Origin of the sequence: Pseudomonas sp. Leaf58, assembly GCF_003627215.1 — a bacterium.
In the GTDB taxonomy this organism is placed as follows: domain Bacteria; phylum Pseudomonadota; class Gammaproteobacteria; order Pseudomonadales; family Pseudomonadaceae; genus Aquipseudomonas.
Window position 1 is genome coordinate 286,920 of record NZ_CP032677.1, and the last position, 18,418, is coordinate 305,337.

Annotated in this window: 14 protein-coding genes; 10 read left to right on the forward strand and 4 right to left on the reverse strand. The window is 64.1% G+C overall.

What is annotated here, in order from left to right:
• Positions 1–723: a response regulator gene (locus tag DV532_RS01245; protein ID WP_056805914.1), complete on the reverse strand. Its 723-nt coding sequence runs from the start codon at positions 721–723 to the stop codon at positions 1–3.
• Positions 724–863: 140 nt separating this feature from the next.
• Here DV532_RS01245 and DV532_RS01250 point away from each other — a divergent pair, with 140 nt between their 5' ends.
• Positions 864–3,161, forward strand: coding sequence for a TonB-dependent siderophore receptor (locus DV532_RS01250; protein ID WP_056805911.1), 2,298 nt, complete (start codon positions 864–866; stop codon positions 3,159–3,161).
• 32 nt (positions 3,162–3,193) lie between these two features.
• Here the strand turns inward: DV532_RS01250 and DV532_RS01255 are convergent, their stop codons facing one another.
• Positions 3,194–3,400 (reverse strand): DUF3079 domain-containing protein, encoded by a 207-nt coding sequence (locus tag DV532_RS01255; protein WP_056805908.1) that lies wholly within the window; start codon positions 3,398–3,400, stop codon positions 3,194–3,196.
• A 172-nt stretch (positions 3,401–3,572) separates the two neighbouring features.
• Between DV532_RS01255 and moaB the strand changes: the two genes are divergently transcribed.
• Complete coding sequence (gene moaB / locus DV532_RS01260; RefSeq protein WP_056805905.1) at positions 3,573–4,127, forward strand: molybdenum cofactor biosynthesis protein B; 555 nt, start codon at positions 3,573–3,575, stop codon at positions 4,125–4,127.
• Complete coding sequence (glp, locus tag DV532_RS01265) at positions 4,124–5,356, forward strand: gephyrin-like molybdotransferase Glp (RefSeq protein WP_056805902.1); 1,233 nt, start codon at positions 4,124–4,126, stop codon at positions 5,354–5,356. Before moaB ends, glp begins: the two co-directional genes overlap by 4 nt.
• 16 nt (positions 5,357–5,372) lie before the next feature.
• On the opposite strand, the gene narL is transcribed toward glp, so the two are convergent.
• Both narL and DV532_RS01275 read right to left on the reverse strand, forming a co-directional pair.
• Positions 5,373–6,011 carry a two-component system response regulator NarL gene (gene narL, locus DV532_RS01270; RefSeq protein WP_056805899.1) on the reverse strand — a complete coding sequence of 213 codons (639 nt, stop codon included), beginning with the start codon at positions 6,009–6,011 and terminating at the stop codon, positions 5,373–5,375.
• On the reverse strand, positions 6,008–7,813 hold the full coding sequence (locus DV532_RS01275; protein WP_056805896.1) for a HAMP domain-containing protein: 1,806 nt from the start codon (positions 7,811–7,813) through the stop codon (positions 6,008–6,010). The genes narL and DV532_RS01275 overlap by 4 nt, the downstream gene beginning before the upstream one ends.
• A 234-nt stretch (positions 7,814–8,047) precedes the next feature.
• Between DV532_RS01275 and DV532_RS01280 the strand changes: the two genes are divergently transcribed.
• From DV532_RS01280 to DV532_RS01310, 7 genes are all read left to right on the forward strand, one after another.
• The gene (locus DV532_RS01280) at positions 8,048–9,292 is read left to right on the forward strand and encodes a nitrate/nitrite transporter (protein ID WP_372339980.1); all 1,245 of its coding nucleotides are present in this window, start codon (positions 8,048–8,050) and stop codon (positions 9,290–9,292) included.
• A gap of 19 nt (positions 9,293–9,311) precedes the next feature.
• Positions 9,312–10,727 carry a NarK family nitrate/nitrite MFS transporter gene (locus DV532_RS01285; protein WP_056805894.1) on the forward strand — a complete coding sequence of 472 codons (1,416 nt, stop codon included), beginning with the start codon at positions 9,312–9,314 and terminating at the stop codon, positions 10,725–10,727.
• A 61-nt stretch (positions 10,728–10,788) separates the two neighbouring features.
• On the forward strand, positions 10,789–14,559 hold the full coding sequence (locus tag DV532_RS01290) for a nitrate reductase subunit alpha (RefSeq protein ID WP_056805892.1): 3,771 nt from the start codon (positions 10,789–10,791) through the stop codon (positions 14,557–14,559).
• Positions 14,560–14,569: 10 nt separating this feature from the next.
• Positions 14,570–16,108, forward strand: a complete 1,539-nt coding sequence (gene narH, locus DV532_RS01295) for a nitrate reductase subunit beta (protein ID WP_056805889.1) — start codon at positions 14,570–14,572, stop codon at positions 16,106–16,108.
• Between the two features lie 2 nt (positions 16,109–16,110).
• Positions 16,111–16,863, forward strand: coding sequence for a nitrate reductase molybdenum cofactor assembly chaperone (narJ, locus tag DV532_RS01300; protein WP_056805887.1), 753 nt, complete (start codon positions 16,111–16,113; stop codon positions 16,861–16,863).
• Positions 16,856–17,551: a respiratory nitrate reductase subunit gamma gene (narI, locus tag DV532_RS01305; protein ID WP_056805886.1), complete on the forward strand. Its 696-nt coding sequence runs from the start codon at positions 16,856–16,858 to the stop codon at positions 17,549–17,551. Before narJ ends, narI begins: the two co-directional genes overlap by 8 nt.
• 15 nt (positions 17,552–17,566) lie before the next feature.
• A complete protein-coding gene (locus DV532_RS01310) occupies positions 17,567–18,382 on the forward strand; it encodes a peptidylprolyl isomerase (protein ID WP_056805885.1) in 816 nt (271 codons plus the stop codon).
• Positions 18,383–18,418 lie beyond the last annotated feature (36 nt).

The window sequence follows — 18,418 nt, forward strand, 5'->3', positions numbered from 1 at the left end:
TCAGGCATCGGCCGAGTTATCGGCCAGGCTCAGCAAATAGCCTTCGTTGCGGATAGTGAGGATTTGCGCAGTACCGGCCGGGGCGTGGCGCAGGTGCTGGCGCAGGCGGCTGACGCACATGTCCACCGAACGGTCGTCGGGCAGGTGGTCGCGGCCGAACGCACTGCGAGTCAGTTGGTCGCGAGACACCACCCGGTTGTTGGCATCCAGCAGTTCACGTAGCACGCGGTAGTCCGAGCGGGGCAGGGTCAGGGTTTCGCCATCGGGGCGGGTGAGCAGGCGCTTCACAGGCTCCAGACGAAAGCTGGCGAATAATTGAGCATCCATCGCCGCAGGCTCCTCGGCCGGGGTACCCAGGCGTTGTGGGCGGCGCAGCACAGCCTTGATCCGGGCGATCAGCTCGCGTGGCTCGAAGGGCTTGGCCAGGTAGTCGTCGGCACCCACTTCCAGGCCGATGATGCGGTCCAGCGTGCTGCCCTTGGCCGACAGCATGATCACCGCCAAACCTGGCGTGGCTTGCAACTGGCGGCACAGGCTCAGGCCGTCCTCGCCGGGCAGCATCAGGTCGAGCACCACCAGCTCTACCCTGTGCAGGGCCAACTGTTGGCGCATCTGCTCGCCGTCAGCTGCTGCTAGCACGTTATAGCCGGCATCTGTCAGGTAATCACAAAGAAGTTCGCGGATCTCGTCGTCATCGTCAACAACAAGCAGGTTTGTGCTCATGCGGAAAAACACCTGTTCGGTGAGGGCCGGTGGCGCTCGTTACGTTCAATTACATCCCCGTACAAGCCGGGTCTGGAGCCCGGAGGACCGAGCCATAGAATCCTAACAAAAAATCATCTGCAAATACGAAGCCTTCCCAAATGAACTCCGAGCGAATCCCGAACGCCCTTCCTTTCATCAGCCGAGGCGGCAGCCCCCTGAAGCCGCTGGCCTTGTTCGTCACCGTGGCCATCAGTGGTGGTGCGATAGCTGCCGACGGCAAACCGCTGGAGCTGGAAGCCACGCAGATCGAAGACAGCGCCCTCTTGCCTGGCGACCAGGCCGGCCAGCTGGGTTATACGGTCGAAAGCACCCGCAGCTCCACGGGCCTGGCCCTGACGCCGCGGCAGACGCCGCAGTCAGTTAGCACCATTACTCGCCAGCAGATGGATGACCGCGCCATCCACACCATCGAGCAAGCGCTGGAAACCACCCCGGGTGTGACTGCGAGCAAGTCCGAGGTGGGCGGGCGCACCGACTACCGGGCCCGTGGCTACTCGATCAGCAACTGGAAGGTCGATGGCTTGCAGTTTCAAGGCGGTTCCGATTTCAGCGGTGGCGGCAACGCGCTGAACATGGACCTGTACGAGCGTATCGACATCGTGCGCGGTGCCAACGGCCTGTTAGGCGGCACCGGCGACCCCTCGGCCACGGTCAACCTGATCCGCAAGGCACCGACCAGGACCTTTGGTGGCAGCGCCTATGCCACCTACGGCAGTTGGGACAAACGCCGCTTGGGCGCTGACCTCAACCTGCCGCTGTCCGAAGACGGCCGCCTGCGCTCGCGCTTGGTGATCACCCAGCAGGACGCCAACTCGTTCCGCGACAACCAGTCCGAACGCTCTCGCGCCGCGCTGGCCAATTTCGAGTTCGACCTGGACGACGCCACCACCCTCGGTGCCGGCTACCAGTACGAATACAACAAGATCGTCGGCGGCGGTTGGGGCGCGAACATCCCCATCTGGTACCGCGACGGCAGCAAGACCGACCTGCCGCGCAGCACGAACGTGGTGCCTAGCTGGAGCTTTGGCGAGTACACCACCCGTACCGCGTTCGGCTCGCTTGAGCACCACTTCGACAACGACTGGGCGTTGAACCTGCAAGCCGCCCAGAGCACCGCCGAAACCCTCAACCACCGCGGCCTGGCCAAGGTCAACTCAGCCGGCCGTGGCAGCTACGGCGGCTACTGGGACCCAGATGGCAGCGGCGCCGTACTCAACGGCCTGCACAGTTCTACCGACACCACCCAGCAGTCGGCGCAGATCGACCTGTCTGGCCCGTTCCAGCTGTTTGGCCGTAGCCACCAGGCAATGGTCGGCTACAACGACAGCCGCACCGTGGCCTGGTCGCCGGAATACACCTGCACCATGCTAGGCGACGGCATGGCCAGTGCGCCTGCGCTGGGCTGCCAGTTCCGCGCCAACAATGGCTTCGCGCTGACCGACTGGCGCAATGGCGTGGATGACGATTACGGCATCATCGCCTCACGCACTGGCCGCCACAGCAAGACCACCACCCGCCTGCAGGGCATGTACGCCGCCACTCGCTTGAGCATCAGCGACCCGCTGTCGGTCATCCTCGGCGTGCGCACCAGCAACTATTCGGCAACCACTCGCAGCGTCGCTGGTGCACGCAGCAGCCAGGAAGAGAACGGCATCGTCACCCCGTACCTGGGCGCGGTGTACGACCTCAACGACAACTATTCGCTGTACGCCAGCTACACCGACATCTTCACCCCGCAAACCGCCGAAACCCGCAGCGGCAGCAAGGTCGAGCCGATTCGTGGGCAAAGCTACGAGACGGGTATCAAGGGGGAGTGGTTCGACGGGCGCCTGAACGCCTCGGCGGCGTACTTTCGCACCAAGCAGGAAAACAAGGCAGTGCTCGACGGCGACCTGACCACCCCCACCGGTGGCGACGCCTACAAAGCCGGTTCCGGCCAGGAAACCGACGGTATCGACCTGGAAGTCGCCGGCGCCCTGACCTCCAGCTGGAACGTGTATGCCGGCTACACCTACTTGCACTTTCGCCGCCTCGACAGTGACGGCCGCAGCGACCCGTCACACCTGTTCAAGGCTTCGACCACCTATCGCCTTGCTGGTCCGCTCCAGCGCCTGACCCTGGGCGCCGGGGTTACCGCGCAGAGCAACATCCGCGCAATATCCAGCCCAGCAGGCCAGCCGAGCCATGGCGTGAGCAACGGTGCCACTGATGTGAATTGGTCCGGTTATGCCATATGGAATGCCATGGCCAAGTATCAGCTAACCGACGACACCAGCGTCAGCCTCAACGCCAACAACGTGTTCGACAAGCACTACTACACCCGTTACGGGTTCTATGCCGGGGCAATCTACGGCGACCCGCGCAACCTGTCGCTAACGGTCAGCACCGCGTTCTGATCACGCGCCCGTGGGCCGCAAAGCGGCCCCCATTACTTGGGCCTTATTGCTTGCTCTCCGTCGATCGGCTTCTCCAGCCGGTCTTCGAAGCTGTCCCAGTCTTCACCAAACAGTTCCGCCGGGTGCATGGTGCGACTCGCGCCATTGCCACAGGCCAGTTGCTTGGCCGGGCAGTACAGGTCGCAGCCCCAGCAAATGCGTTCGGGGTGGCTGGGGTTGCTGGGAAATTTCTTGGCCATACGGTGCTTCCCTCAGGGGTTGCCTGCCCTGAGCGTAAGCCTGATGCCTCCCTCCGGGTTGATCGAAATCAAGCTTTGCTGCAACTACCCCGGGTGGTACCTCCTTCGAGGAATGGGCGTAACGATGTGTCCGGCCCAGGCTGCGCGCTGACATTCCCATGAGGGCGCCGCCATGGCTCACCTTGCACTCAGCGAATTCCAGGCACTGCGCATCGCCGTGCTGACCATCAGTGATACCCGCACCCTGGCCACCGATAGCTCGGGACAGACCCTGGTCGATGGCCTGCAGCAGGCAGGCCACATCCTTCAGGACCGGGCCCTGGTGCCGGACGACATCTGGCTGATCCGCGCGCGGGTATGCGCCTGGGTCGCCGACCCGCTGGTGCAGGTGGTGCTGCTGACCGGTGGCACCGGCTTTACCGCCCGCGACAATACCCCGCAAGCTGTCGAACCGTTGCTCGACAAGACCGTAGAGGGTTTCGGCGAGCTGTTTCGGCAAATATCGCTGGAAGAAATCGGTACCTCGACCCTACAGTCGCGCGCCCTGGCCGGGCTGAGCAACGGCACGCTGGTATGTTGCCTGCCGGGCTCACCGGGCGCCTGCCGCACGGGCTGGAACGAGATCCTGCGCAAGCAGCTCGACTGCCGTACCAAGCCCTGCAACTTCGTCCCCCACCTGAAGCGGTTGCCCGAACAGTCCCTGGCTACCTGTGGGAGCCGCTCATGAACAGTTGCGCCTGTGGCCATGACAACCTGCGCCCAGTCGACCAGGCCATCGCCGAACTGCTGGAACAGGCCCCACGGCCTCCTGCGGTTGAGCGCGTGGCGTTGGACATGGCCCTGGGCATGATCCTCGCCGACGATATTCGCGCACCGCGCCCTGGCCCGGCCTGGGATAACAGCGCGATGGATGGTTATGCACTGCGCGCGGCAGACCTGCCCAGCGAAGGCGGCCTGTTGCCGCTGGCCGGGCGTATCGCTGCAGGTGATGCGGCGCTCGCTGAGCTGCCGGCGGGCCACGCGGTGCGTATTTTTACCGGTGCGCCACTGCCCGCTGGCGCCGACAGCGTCGTCCCGCAAGAGCAGGCCAAGGTGATGGATGACGGCGTGTGGCTGCCTGCCTGCTGGCCAGGCGACCATGTGCGCCGTTGCGGCGAGGAGTTTCGCCAAGGGGCTCGCCTGTTGGAGGCCGGGCAACGGCTGCGAGCCGCCGAGCTGGGGCTGCTGGCCAGCCAGGGCATCGCCTCGGCTGCCGTGTACCGACCATTGCGCGTGGGGTTGCTTAGCACCGGTAATGAACTGTGCACGCCGGGTGATGTGTTACGCCCTGGGCAGATTTATGACGCCAACAGCTACAGCCTGGCAGCGGCACTGCGTGGCTGGCAGTTGGAGGTTGGCGAACTCGGGCGGCTGCCGGACGACCCGCGGGCCTGTCGCGAAGCCCTGGGCAAGGCAGCTACAGACTGGGACGTGATAATGACCTCCGGCGGCGTTTCGGTGGGCGAAGAAGACCACCTCAAGCACGCGGTCCAAGCACTGGGTGAGCTGCGCTTGTGGCGCCTGGCCATTCAGCCGGGCAAGCCGTTTGCCTTTGGCCGCATCGGCAACACCCCCTGGCTGGGTTTGCCGGGCAATCCGGTTGCCGCACTGTTGTGCTTGCAGGTGGTGGCCAGGCCGTTTCTGTTGCGCGCCCAAGGCCGCCGCGAGGTGCTGCCGCGCGCCATGCCGGTGACGGCTGGCTTCGATTGGCCGCGGTCCAACCTGCGCCGCCAGTACCTGCGGGCCTGGCTAACCTCGACCCCGGCAGGCTTGCGCGTGATCCCGCATGCCTGGCAAGGCTCGGCAATGCTCAGCGGCATGTGCAGTGCCGAAGGCCTGGCGGTGATCGAGGCCCACCGCACCTTGCGCGTCGGCGAGACCGTCGACTTCATTAGTTTCGACACCCTGGCGGCCTGAGCCGGGCGGCAGCGCGCTAGCGCAGGTTTTCCAAGGCCCAGACGGCGGCCTCGACGCGCGATCTCAAGCCCAGTTTGTGCAGCAGGTTCTTCACATGCACCTTCACCGTCCCCTCGGTAATGCCCAGCTTGTTGCCGATCATTTTATTGCTCAACCCCCCGGCAACCATCTTCAGCACTTGCCGTTCACGGTCGGTCAGGTCAAGCGAACTGGCGCCGTGTGAGGCCCGTAATGCCTGGGCCAGTACCGTGGTCAGCGCTGGGCTGACCACCAGGCTACCCGCCAGCAAATCGCGCAAGCGTTCAATCAGCAACTCGGGCTCCATGTCTTTCAGCAGGTAACCGTTGGCGCCGAAACGCATGGCATCGCGTACATCCTGTTCGGCATCCGATACCGTGAACAGCAGGATGCGCCCCGCATAGCCCTGTTCGCGCAGGCGCTTGAGCGCCTCCACACCGTTGAGCTCGGGCATGTTGTTGTCCAGCACCACCAGGTCCGGTTGCAGCCGTTGCACCAGCTCGCAGGCTTCGACGCCATTGTTGGCTTCGCCGACCACCACCAGGTCGCTTTCCAGCTCGATCAGCTGGCGCAGTGCACGGCGCATCATCGGGTGGTCATCGGCCAGCAGCAGGGTATAGGGGGCAGCTACGTTCATGTGGGTGTCTCGGTTTCAGGTTGGCGCAGGAAGCCCGGGGCGAAACGCAGCCGTACCTGCGTGCCTTGAGGTGCGCGGTGGGCCAGGCTGAGCTGGCCGCCCAGGCTGCGGGCGCGCTCCTGCATGATGTTCAAGCCGTGGTGCTGGCGGCCGTCGTATTCGGGCTGCAGCCCTATGCCATCATCCTCGACCAGCAATTCGATCACTTCGCCGTCCTGGTGCAGGTGTACCCAGGCCTCGCTGGCGTGGGCATGCCGAGCACAGTTGGACAACGCTTCACGGGCTATCTGCAATACGTGGATCTGCTCGTTGGCGCCCAGGCTGAATGCCAGCGGTTGCTGTTGCAGGCGCACGCGGATGTGGCCGCGCTCGGCAAATTCGCGTGCGGTGTCTTCCAGCGCTTGCTCCAGGCCACCGTCCTGAATTTGCAGGCGGAAAGTGGTCAGCAGTTCACGCAGTTGTCGGTAGCCATTGTTCAAGCCGTCGCGCAATTCGTCACTGACCGCCAGCAGGGTTTCAGTCTTTTCGCCACGGCGAATCAGGGTTTGCAGGCGGCTGACCTGCAGCTTCATGTACGACAGCGCCTGGGCCAGGGAATCATGCAGCTCACGGGCAATCGTGTTGCGCTCGTCAAGCAGCAAAAGGCGGTTTTCCCGCTCGCGTTGGCGCTCCAGCGACAGGCTGGTGCCAATCAGGTCGGCCAGCGCTTGGATCAGCTCGCGCTCCCAGCCATGCGCCGCATGCCCATCGAGAAAATACGCGCGCACGTTGCCGAGCAACATGCCTTGCGAACTGACCGGCAGGCTGAAGCGGTTGGCCAGCAACTGGCGCTGGCAACCCGGGCAATCGTTGGCAGAACACACGTCGCGCGTGCCGTCGTCGCCATGCAGGGCGATCAGCTGGGCATGCCCCGCCGCGCTTTCGCCATGTAGGCACAAGGACAAGCGCAAGCCAGGCAAGCGCTGCTGGAAGCTGGATATCAGCTCGTCCAAATGCTCGGCGCTGGTGGGCTGGGTTGCGATGCTGCGGCTGGCGTGGCACAGCAGGTCAAGGGCGGCATTGCTCTGCTCCAACTCTTGGGTTTTTTCCGCCACGCGCGAGGCCAGGGTGCTGTGTGACTGTTCGATAGCGTCGGCCATGGCATTGAAGCTGTCGGCCATCTGCCCCAGTTCGTCGCTGGAGCGATGGCGGATACGTGCATCGAGCTTGCCGGCGCGAAAGCGCTCGGTGGCGCGCACCAGTTCTTGCAGGGGGGCGATGACGCCGCTGTTCAGCTCGTACAAGCCGATCAGCAGGATGACCACGGTGATCAGCAGTGCCGCGCCCTGGATGTTCTGTTGCCAGCCCTGGCGCCGTTCGCTCTGCTTTTGCAACTGCAGGACAAAATCTTCCAGGTGGCCGACGAAGCGCTCGGCCTCCTGCTGGAACAACTGCTTGTCATTGGCCTGCAAGGCCGGCAGCAGCTGGGTTTGCCATTGCCTGAGCACGCGGGCGAAGGCTTTGCCAACCGGGCTCTGGTCGCCGTCGTCGAGCATGTGCGCAAGAGTGGGGCTTTGCAGGCGTTGCTGCATGTCGTCGCGCAGTTGTTCGAGCACCGCCGGGGCGGCGTTGGCTTCCAGTTGCCAATCCAGGCGGTAGGTGGCCATGCGCAGGGAACCGGCGGTGTTCATGGCGGCGGCATCGTTTTCGCTGACCCTGGCGATCATCACCGCGCTGAACGTGCTGGCCAAGCTAAGGGCGGCCAGCAGGACCACGGCTAGCCCGGCACGGGCGGGCAATGAGCTTTTCAGCCAGCGCAGCATGCTGCTACCTCCAAAGAGTGCCGGGGTGTTTATCGGTTGCCTAAGGCGCCCTGCAAATCAACCTAACATGTTGATTTTAAACGAATAAATTGTGTTTAAAGCATCTACCACTTTAGTGGTAGCGGCCTACATGGTAGGTCAGCCGGCAGCCCATGCACCTTGATGCAGGTCAATCGGAGCCGGGTGCCATGCTCCTAGCCTGCGCGTGAAATGTCGCCCTGGAGAGCGTTCATCATGCAACGCAACGTGCAACAGGGGCTGGTGCTCGGGATGAGCACGACTGCTTTCACCATCTGCTTCATGGTGTGGATGATGTTCGCGGTGCTGGGTGTGCCTATCAAGGATCTGCTCGACCTCAACGAAACCCAGTTCGGCCTGCTGGCGGCCACCCCGGTGCTCAGCGGCTCGCTGGTGCGCCTGCCGTTGGGCATGCTTGGCGACCGCTTTGGCGGGCGCATCGTGTTTTTTGTGCTGATGCTGGTGTGCGTGCTGCCGATCTACCTGGTCGGCAGTGCCCACGAGTATTGGCAGTTTCTGCTGCTGGGCCTGTTCGTCGGCCTTGCCGGTGGCTCGTTCTCGGTGGGCATCGCCTACGTCGCCAAATGGTTCGAAGCCTCCCGCCAGGGCCTGGCCATGGGCATCTTCGGGGCCGGCAACGCGGGCTCGGCGCTGACCAAGTTTCTGGCCCCGGCAATCATCGCCGCCGCTAGCTGGCAGATGGTGCCAAAAGTGTTTTCGGCGATCTTGTTCGTCACCGCCGTGATGTTCTGGTGCTTCACCTATGAAGACAAGTCGCACCGGGTGGCCTCCAGCGTCTCGCTGCGCGATCAACTCGCTACCCTGAAAGACCCGCGCGTGTGGCGCTACTGCCAGTACTACTCGATCGTCTTCGGCGGCTATGTGGCGCTGGCCCTGTGGATGACCCAGTACTACGTCGGCGAATACGGTTTCAGCCTGCAGAGCGCCGCCTTGCTCGCCGCCTGCTTCTCGCTGCCGGGTGGCGTGCTGCGCGCTGTGGGTGGCTGGCTGGCCGACCGCTGGGGCGCGCAGAGCGTGACCTGGTGGGTGATGTGGGTGAGCTGGGTGTGCCTGTTTTTGCTCTCGTACCCGCAAACCGACATCACCCTGCAGACCGTCGACGGCCCCCGCAGCTTCCACATTGGCCTCAACGTCTGGGTGTTCACCGCGCTGATGTTCGTCGTCGGCGTGGCCTGGGCGTTCGGCAAGGCCTCGGTGTTCAAGTACATCGCCGACGAATTCCCCGATCGCATGGGTGCTGTGTCCGGCATCGTCGGCCTGGCCGGCGGCCTGGGCGGTTTCGTGCTGCCGATATTGTTTGGCGCGCTGGTCGACCTGACCGGCGTGCGCAGCTCCAACTTCATGCTGCTGTACGGCGTCGTCTGGGTCTCGCTGATCTGGATGTACCTCAGCGAGGTGCGCAAGGCACCGGTGCTGGGCGCCAAGCATTCCGATTCCTGAACCTTTGAGGAGACTGACCATGTCGGCATCCAACAACCCCGCCGTAGGCCGCGGGGCCCGCCCCGGGCCGGTGATCGAAGACTGGCGCCCAGAAGACCCGCAGTTCTGGAACGCGACCGGCAAGGCCATCGCCAACCGCAACCTGTGGATCTCCATTGCCGCGCTGTTCCTGGCCTTTGCCCTGTGGATGGTTTGGAGCACGGTGATCGTGCGCATGAACGCCGCAGGCTTTGCCTTCAGCACCGACCAGCTGTTTTGGCTGGCGGCACTGCCGGGCTTGTCTGGCGCCGCCTTGCGGGTGTTCTACGCATTCATCGTGCCGGTGTTCGGCGGGCGCCGCTGGACTGCGTTGAGCACTGCCTCGCTGCTGATCCCAGCGTTGTGGATGGGCGTGGCACTGCAGGACCCCGGCACGCCCTACAGCGTGTTCGTGATCATCGCCCTGCTGTGCGGTTTTGGCGGTGGCAACTTCGCTTCGTCGATGTCCAACATCAGCTTCTTCTTCCCCAAGGCCCAGCAGGGCACGGCGTTGGGCCTGAATGCCGGCCTGGGCAACTTGGGTGTGTCGGGCATGCAGTTCCTGGTGCCGATGGTGATGGGTGTCGGCCTGTTCGGCGCCGCCGGTGGCGAGCCCCGTGAACTGGCCGACGGCAGCGCGATGTGGCTGCAGAACGCGGGCCTGGTGTGGGTGCCGCTGGTTGCCCTGGTCACCCTGGCGGCCTGGTTTGGCATGAACGACCTCAAGGCTGCCAGTGCCTCATTCAGCGAGCAGGCGGTGATCTTCAAGCGCAAGCACAACTGGCTGATGTGCTGGCTGTACCTGGCCACGTTCGGCTCATTCATCGGCTTTGCCGCGGCCTTCCCGCTGCTGATCAAAACGTCGTTTCCGCAAGTGAATGCGCTGCAGTTCGCCTTCCTCGGCCCGCTGGTCGGTGCCCTGGCGCGGCCGCTGGGCGGCTGGATCTCGGACAAGCTCGGGGGTGCCCGGGTAACCCTGTGGAACTTCGTGCTGATGATCGCCGCCGTGTTCGGGGTGGTCGCCTTTTTGCCGCGCGCTGGTGAGGCCGGGCACTTCTTCGGCTTTCTCAGCATGTTCATGGTGCTGTTCATTACCACCGGCGTCGGCAACGGCTCCACCTTCCGCATGATCCCGGTGATTTTCCGCACCCTGCACGAACGCGCCAGCGCCAAGGCCCAGCCGGCCCAGCGTGAGCGGGCGCTGCGTGAGGCGGGCAAGGAGTCGGCCGCGGTGCTGGGCTTCAGCTCGGCTGTGGGCGCCTTCGGCGGCTTCTTCATCCCCAAGAGTTTCGGCAGCTCCATCGCCCTGACCGGTGGCCCAGAAGCCGCCCTGTACGCATTCGTGGCGTACTACCTCAGCTGCATCCTGGTGACTTGGTGGTGGTACGCGCGCAAAGGCGCCCAGACGCCCTGCTGACCGAGCCCGACGAATTGATTACGAGCGCGGGCAGCCGCGCTCAGCCTGAGAGGAATTGAACATGAGCCACCTTCTCGACCAGTTGCGCTTCTTCAAGCGCAAGCAGGGTGAGTTTGCCAACGGCCACGGTGAAACCCGCAAGGAATCCCGCGACTGGGAGAACGTCTACCGGTCGCGCTGGCAGTACGACAAGATCGTACGCTCCACCCATGGGGTGAACTGCACCGGGTCGTGCTCGTGGAAGATCTACGTGAAGAACGGCCTGATCACTTGGGAAACCCAGCAGACCGACTACCCGCGTACCCGCAACGACCTGCCCAACCACGAACCACGCGGTTGCCCACGGGGCGCCAGCTACAGTTGGTACATCTACAGCGCCAACCGCCTGAAATACCCCAAGGTGCGCAAGCCGCTGCTAAAGCTGTGGCGTGAGGCCCGGCGCAGCCTGGCCCCGGTCGAGGCCTGGGCCAGCATCGTCAACGACCCGGCCAAGGCCGAGTCGTACAAAAGCCAGCGTGGCATGGGCGGCTTCGTGCGTTCGCACTGGGACGAGGTCAACGAGATCATCGCCGCCGCCAACGTGCACACCGTCAAGCAGCACGGCCCGGACCGTGTGGTGGGCTTCTCGCCGATCCCGGCCATGTCGATGGTCAGCTATGCCGCTGGCGCGCGTTACCTGTCGCTGATTGGTGGCGTGTGCCTGTCGTTCTACGACTGGTACTGCGACCTGCCGCCGGCCTCGCCACAAGTGTGGGGCGAGCAGACTGACGTGCCGGAGTCGGCCGACTGGTACAACTCCAACTACATCATTGCCTGGGGCTCCAACGTTCCGCAAACCCGTACCCCGGATGCGCACTTCTTCACCGAGGTGCGCTACAAGGGCACCAAGACCGTGGCCATCACCCCGGACTACGCCGAGGTGGCCAAGCTCACCGACCTTTGGCTGAACCCCAAGCAGGGCACCGACGCCGCCTTGGCACAAGCGTTCACCCACGTGATCTTCAAGGAGTTTCACCTCGATACGCCAAGCGATTACTTCCGCGACTACGCCAAGAAATACACCGACATGCCGATGCTGGTGCTGCTCGAGGCGCGCGCCGACGGCTACAGCGCCGACCGTTTCCTGCGCGCCTCGGACCTGGCCGACAACCTTGGTCAAGCCAACAACCCCGAGTGGAAGACCATCGCTGTCGACAACATCAGTGCCGGCCTGGTTTCGCCACAGGGCGCCATCGGCTACCGCTGGGGCGAGAAGGGCAAATGGAACATCGAAGCCCGCGAAGGCGGCGAAGGCCGTACGACTGATTTACGCCTGAGCCTGCTTGATGACGGTGAAGCGGTAGAAGTGGCCTTCCCCTACTTTGGCGGCCAGTACCACGAACACTTCGCCGCGGCCCCGGGCGATGATATCCAGCTGCGCCGGGTGCCCGTGCGCAGCCTGACCCTGGCCGACGGCCGCCAGGCCAAGGTGGCCACGGTATTTGACCTGATGGCCGCCAACCTCGGCATCGACCGTGGCCTGGGGGGCAGCAATGTCGCCAGCGACTACGACGATGCCAGCGTACCAGGCACCCCGGCCTGGCAGGAACAAATCACCGGGGTATCGCGGGAAAGGGCTATCCAGGTGGCTCGCGAGTTTGCCGACAACGCCGACAAGACCCATGGCCGCAGCATGATCATTGTCGGCGCGGCGATGAACCACTGGTACCACATGGACATGAACTACCGCGGGCTGATCAACATGCTCATGCTGTGCGGTTGTGTCGGCCAGACCGGCGGTGGCTGGGCCCACTATGTCGGCCAAGAAAAACTCCGCCCGCAGTGCGGCTGGTTGCCGCTGGCCTTCGGCCTGGACTGGAGCCGCCCACCCCGGCAGATGAACGGCACCAGCTTCTTCTACAACCACAGCTCGCAGTGGCGCCACGAGAAGATGAGCATCCACGAAGTGCTCTCGCCGCTGGCCGACAAGGCGCAGTTCCCCGAGCACATGCTCGACTACAACATCCGCGCCGAACGCGCCGGCTGGCTGCCCAGCGCGCCGCAGCTCAACCGCAACCCGCTACAGGTTACCCGTGACGCCGCCGCCGCCGGCATGCCGGCCAAGGACTACGTGCTGAAGTCGCTGCAGGACGGCTCGCTGCGCTTCGCCTGCGAGCAGCCGGACAACCCAGCCAACTTCCCGCGCAACATGTTTATCTGGCGCTCCAACCTGCTGGGCAGTTCGGGCAAGGGCCACGAGTACATGCTCAAGTACCTGCTGGGCACCCGCAATGGCGTGATGAATGAAGACCTCGGCAAGCGTGGCGGCTTCAAGCCGAACGAGGCCGAGTGGGTAGAAGAGGGCGCCATCGGCAAGCTCGACCTGGTCACCACCCTGGACTTCCGCATGTCGTCCACCTGCATGTACTCCGACATCGTCCTGCCGACCGCGACCTGGTACGAGAAGGACGACATGAACACCTCGGACATGCACCCGTTCATTCACCCGCTGTCGGCGGCCATCGACCCGGCTTGGGAAGCGCGGTCGGACTGGGAGATCTACAAGGGCATCGCCAAGGCCTTCTCAGCCATGAGCGAAGGCCAGCTGGGCGTGGAACAGGACCTGGTCACCGTACCGCTGCTGCACGACAGCCCCGGTGAGCTGGCCCAGCCGTTTGGCGGTAGCGACTGGAAGACCGCAGGCGAGGCCCCGGTACCGGGCCTGAACTGCCCGAACATGACCGTGGTCGAGCGTGACTACCCGGCCACTTACAAGAAGTTCACCTCGCTCGGCCCGCTGCTCGACAAGTTGGGCAACGGCGGCAAGGGCATCAACTGGAACACCGAGCACGAAGTGGAGTTTCTCGGTGAGCTGAACCACACCGTGCGCGACGAAGGCGTGAGCCAGGGCCGGCCGAAGATCGAGTCGGCCATCGATGCGGCCGAAGTGATCCTTAGCCTGGCACCGGAAACCAACGGCCACGTCGCGCTCAAGGCCTGGGCCGCGTTGTCGGCGTTCACCGGCCGCGACCACAGCCACCTGGCGATGCCCAAGGAGCACGAGGCAATCCGCTTCCGCGACATCCAGGCGCAGCCGCGCAAGATCATCTCCAGCCCGACCTGGTCGGGCCTGGAAGACGAACACGTGAGCTACAACGCCGGCTACACCAACGTTCACGAATACATCCCATGGCGCACCATCACCGGGCGCCAGCAGTTTTACCAGGACCACCCGTGGATGCAGGCCTTCGGCGAGCAGTTGCAAAGCTATCGCCCGCCGATCAATACCCGCACCGTGGACTACGTGAAGGGCAAGAAGCCCAACGGCAACCCGGAGATTGCCTTGAACTGGATTACCCCGCACCAGAAGTGGGGTATCCACAGCACCTACAGCGACAACCTGATCATGCTCACCCTCAGCCGTGGTGGGCCGATTGTGTGGATGTCCGAGGTGGACGCGAAAAAGGTCGGTATCGAGGACAACGACTGGATCGAGTGCTTCAACGCCAATGGCGCGCTCACCGCCCGTGCAGTGGTTAGCCAGCGGGTCAAGGAAGGCATGGTGATGATGTACCACGCCCAGGAGCGCATCGTGAATGTGCCTGGGGCTGAAACCACCAAGACCCGCGGCGGCCACCACAACTCGGTGACCCGCGTGGTGCTCAAACCCACTCACATGATTGGCGGCTATGCGCAGCAATCCTACGGCTTCAACTACTACGGCACGGTTGGCTGCAACCGCGACGAATTCGTGGTGGTGCGCAAGATGAGCAAAGTCGACTGGCTGGACGACACCGCTGTCGGCGGCCTGGGCGGCGACGCCTTGCCACAACCATTGCCAACCGACGTTTAAGGAGATAGCCATGAAGATTCGTTCGCAAGTCGGCATGGTCCTGAACCTGGACAAATGCATCGGCTGCCACACCTGCTCGATCACCTGCAAAAACGTTTGGACCAGCCGCGAAGGCATGGAATACGCCTGGTTCAACAACGTCGAAAGCAAGCCCGGCATCGGTTACCCCAAAGAGTGGGAAAACCAGGACAAGTGGAAAGGCGGCTGGGTACGCAACCGCGACGGCTCGATCAAACCGCGCATCGGCGGCAAGTTCCGCGTGTTGGCGAATATCTTCGCCAACCCCGACCTGCCAGCCATCGACGACTACTACGAGCCGTTCGACTTCGACTACCAGCACCTGCACACCGCACCGCAGGCCAAGCACCAGCCGGTGGCGCGGCCACGCTCGCTGATTTCCGGGCAGCGCATGGAGAAGATCGAATGGGGCCCCAACTGGGAAGAAATCCTCGGCACTGAATTCGCCAAGCGGCGCAAGGACAAGAACTTCGACCAGGTGCAGGCCGACATCTACGGTGAGTACGAGAACACCTTCATGATGTACCTGCCACGCCTGTGCGAGCACTGCCTGAACCCGGCGTGCGCGGCCTCGTGCCCGAGCGGCGCGATCTACAAGCGCGAAGAGGACGGCATTGTCCTCATCGACCAGGAAAAGTGCCGCGGCTGGCGCATGTGCATCAGTGGCTGCCCGTACAAGAAGATCTACTTCAACTGGAAGAGCGGCAAGTCCGAGAAGTGCATCTTCTGCTACCCGCGCATCGAGGCGGGCATGCCCACCGTATGCTCGGAAACCTGTGTGGGCCGCATCCGCTACCTGGGCGTGCTGCTGTATGACGCCGACCGCATCCATGAAGTGGCCAGCACCCCGGGCGAGCAAGACCTGTACCGCAAGCAGCTGGAGATTTTCCTCGACCCCAACGACCCCAAGGTCATCGCCCAGGCACTGAAGGATGGCGTGCCGATGTCGGTGATCGAGGCTGCGCAGCAGTCGCCGGTGTACAAGCTGGCTGTGGACTGGCAGCTGGCCCTGCCGCTGCACCCCGAGTACCGCACTTTGCCGATGGTCTGGTACGTGCCGCCGCTGTCGCCGATCCAGAACGCCGCCGCTGCCGGCAGCGTGAGCATGGACGGTGTACTGCCCGACGTCGACAGCCTGCGCATCCCTGTGCGCTACCTGGCCAACCTGCTGACCGCCGGTGATGAAGCGCCGGTACGCCTGGCGCTCAAGCGCCTGCTGGCGATGCGCGCCTACAAGCGTGCCGAACAGGTGGACGGCGTGCGTGACCTGCAAGTGCTGGAGTCGGTTGGCCTGACCCAGGCCCAATGCGAAGACATGTACCGCTACCTGGCCATTGCCAACTACGAAGACCGCTACGTGGTGCCCTCGGCGCACCGCGAGGAGGCCATGAGCGACGCCTTTGCCGAGCGCTCTGGCTGTGGTTTCAGCTTTGGCAGCGGCTGTGGCGGTAGCTCCGACAGCAACATGTTCGGGGCGAAAAAGGCCAACCGCCGCGATGTGCTCAAGACCGTTCAGCTGTGGGAGAAATGAACATGCGCATTCTCAAGGTAATTGCCCTGCTGCTCGACTACCCCGATGAGGCATTGATCCAGGGTTACAAAGAACTGGCAGTGGCCATCGACGCTGCACGCGAGATCAGCCCGGCGCAGCGAGCCGCGCTGCGCTGCCTGCTCGACGAACTGGCTGGCGACGACACCATGGAGGTACAGGCACGCTATGACGGCCTGTTCGAGCGCGGCCGCGCGGTGTCGCTGCTGCTGTTTGAGCACGTGCACGGCGAGTCGCGCGATCGTGGCCAGGCCATGGTCGACTTGATGGCCCAGTACGAGGAGGCCGGCTTTGCCATTGGTGTGCGCGAGCTGCCCGACTACATCCCGCTGTACCTGGAATACCTCTCCACCCGCGACGACCTCACGGCCCGCGAGGGCCTGGCCGACGTGGCACACCTGCTGGCGTTGCTGGCGGCGCGCCTGGAGGAGCGTGAAAGCCGTTATGCCGCGTGCCTGCGTGCGTTGTTGCAGATTGCCGGGGTGAACCCACAGGCGGTAATGGCGGCTGCCCGCGAGCGAGTGGAGGAAGAGCCGCGCGACGATTCGCTGGAGGCCATGGACAAGGTCTGGGAGGAGGAGGCCGTGGACTTCCTCAAGGCCGAGCAGCAAGAGCGCTGCCCCAGCCAGCCACGGGCGCCGGGCAAGGCGCGTGAAGAGGTGCCGGTGCCGCTGCACTGGGTTGATTTCAAGCAAGGCGGGCCGGAGGCTCCGGCCCGGGAGGTACACAATGTCTAACGTCAACCTGCTGGTGTTCGGGGTTTACCCGTATATCGCCCTGGCCGTCTGCCTGATTGGCAGCTGGGCGCGCTTTGACCTGTCGCAGTACAGCTGGAAAGCCGGCTCCAGCCAGCTGTTTAGCCAGACCCCGGCTGACCAGCGCTATATGCGCGTGGCCAGCAACCTGTTCCACGTTGGCGTGCTGTTCATCCTCGCCGGCCACTTTGTTGGCCTGCTGACGCCAGAAGCGCTGTACCACCGCTTCATCGGCACCGCCGACAAGCAACTGCTGGCGATGGTCTCGGGCGGCTTGTTCGGCATCTTGTGCTTCTTCGGCTTGATCATGCTGTTGCACCGCCGGGTGTTCAACCCACGGGTAAGGGCCAGTTCGAGCTTCTCCGACATCATGATCCTGGTGGTGTTGCTGGCGCAGCTGTCGCTCGGGCTGATGACCATCGTCGCCTCCACCCAGCACCTGGATGGCTCGGTAATGGTGATGCTGGCCGACTGGGCGCAGTACACCGTGAGCCTGCAGCCGCAGCTGGCCGCGCAGGCGATCGCCCCGGTGGGCTTGGTGTACAAGCTGCATGTGGCGCTGGGCCTGACCCTATTCGTGCTGTTCCCGTTCACCCGGCTGGTGCACTTCGTCAGTGCCCCGGTGTGGTACCTGGGCCGGCGCTACCAAATTGTGCGGCAGAAGGGCTGAAGAGGAGATACCACCATGCAAGCTTCAGCACTGATTGCCACCAGCGCACAGCAGTGGCCGCAGATTACCGTCAACGGCGTGGCCATTGATGGCGACGCCATTGCCCGCGAGTTGCAGTATCACCCGGCAGAGGACCGCGAAGAGGCGATCTTCCTCGCCAGCCAGGCGCTGGTGGTGCGCGAGCTGCTGCTGCAGCGCATCACCGAACTGGGCCTTGAGGCCGAGTGCACCGACGGCGAGAGCGAGGAAGAGGCCCTGACGCGCCTGCTGATTGAACGGGAGCTGCCGCTGCCAGGCGCCGACGAAGCGATCTGCCGGCATTACTTCGACAGCAACCGCGAACGCTATGCCAGCGCACCACTGCTGGCCGTGCGGCACATCCTGCTGGCCTGCGCGCCGGAGGATGCCGAGGGGCGTAGCCAGGCCAAGGCGCTGGCGGCGGCACTGATCGCCCAGCTGGCCGAGGATGGCTCACGCTTTGCCGAGCTGGCGCTGGCCCACTCTGCTTGCCCGTCCAAGGAGCAGGGTGGGGCGCTTGGGCAAATCAGCCAGGGGCAAACCGTACCGGAGTTCGAGCGGCAATTGCTGCGCTTGCCATTGGGCTTGGCGAAGCAGCCGCTGGAGAGCCGATACGGGGTGCACCTGGTGTGGGTCGACCAGCGCATCGAAGGGCGGGCGTTGCCGTTCGAGGTGGTGCACGAAGCGATTCGTGCCGAGCTGGACCAGCGGGTGTGGCAGGTGGCGGTGGGGCAGTACCTGGCAAGCCTGATTGGCCAGGCGGACATCCGCGGGATCCTGCTCGATGGGGCTGCCAGCCCGCTGGTTCAGTAACACCTTCAAGGGGCCAACTACAGCGGCACATGCTTT

Excerpts from the sequence above, each read along its gene's own strand:
- DV532_RS01310 (WP_056805885.1), top strand. The coding sequence starts at position 17,567 with ATGCAAGCTTCAGCACTGATTGCCACCAGCGCACAGCAGTGGCCGCAG.
- narI (WP_056805886.1), top strand. The coding sequence starts at position 16,856 with ATGTCTAACGTCAACCTGCTGGTGTTCGGGGTTTACCCGTATATCGCC.
- DV532_RS01285 (WP_056805894.1), top strand. The coding sequence starts at position 9,312 with ATGTCGGCATCCAACAACCCCGCCGTAGGCCGCGGGGCCCGCCCCGGG.
- moaB (WP_056805905.1), top strand. The coding sequence starts at position 3,573 with ATGGCTCACCTTGCACTCAGCGAATTCCAGGCACTGCGCATCGCCGTG.
- narH (WP_056805889.1), top strand. The coding sequence starts at position 14,570 with ATGAAGATTCGTTCGCAAGTCGGCATGGTCCTGAACCTGGACAAATGC.
- glp (WP_056805902.1), top strand. The coding sequence starts at position 4,124 with ATGAACAGTTGCGCCTGTGGCCATGACAACCTGCGCCCAGTCGACCAG.
- narL (WP_056805899.1), bottom strand. The coding sequence starts at position 6,011 with ATGAACGTAGCTGCCCCCTATACCCTGCTGCTGGCCGATGACCACCCG.
- DV532_RS01280 (WP_372339980.1), top strand. The coding sequence starts at position 8,048 with ATGCAACGCAACGTGCAACAGGGGCTGGTGCTCGGGATGAGCACGACT.
- DV532_RS01255 (WP_056805908.1), bottom strand. The coding sequence starts at position 3,400 with ATGGCCAAGAAATTTCCCAGCAACCCCAGCCACCCCGAACGCATTTGC.
- DV532_RS01275 (WP_056805896.1), bottom strand. The coding sequence starts at position 7,813 with ATGCTGCGCTGGCTGAAAAGCTCATTGCCCGCCCGTGCCGGGCTAGCC.
- narJ (WP_056805887.1), top strand. The coding sequence starts at position 16,111 with ATGCGCATTCTCAAGGTAATTGCCCTGCTGCTCGACTACCCCGATGAG.
- DV532_RS01245 (WP_056805914.1), bottom strand. The coding sequence starts at position 723 with ATGAGCACAAACCTGCTTGTTGTTGACGATGACGACGAGATCCGCGAA.
- DV532_RS01250 (WP_056805911.1), top strand. The coding sequence starts at position 864 with ATGAACTCCGAGCGAATCCCGAACGCCCTTCCTTTCATCAGCCGAGGC.
- DV532_RS01290 (WP_056805892.1), top strand. The coding sequence starts at position 10,789 with ATGAGCCACCTTCTCGACCAGTTGCGCTTCTTCAAGCGCAAGCAGGGT.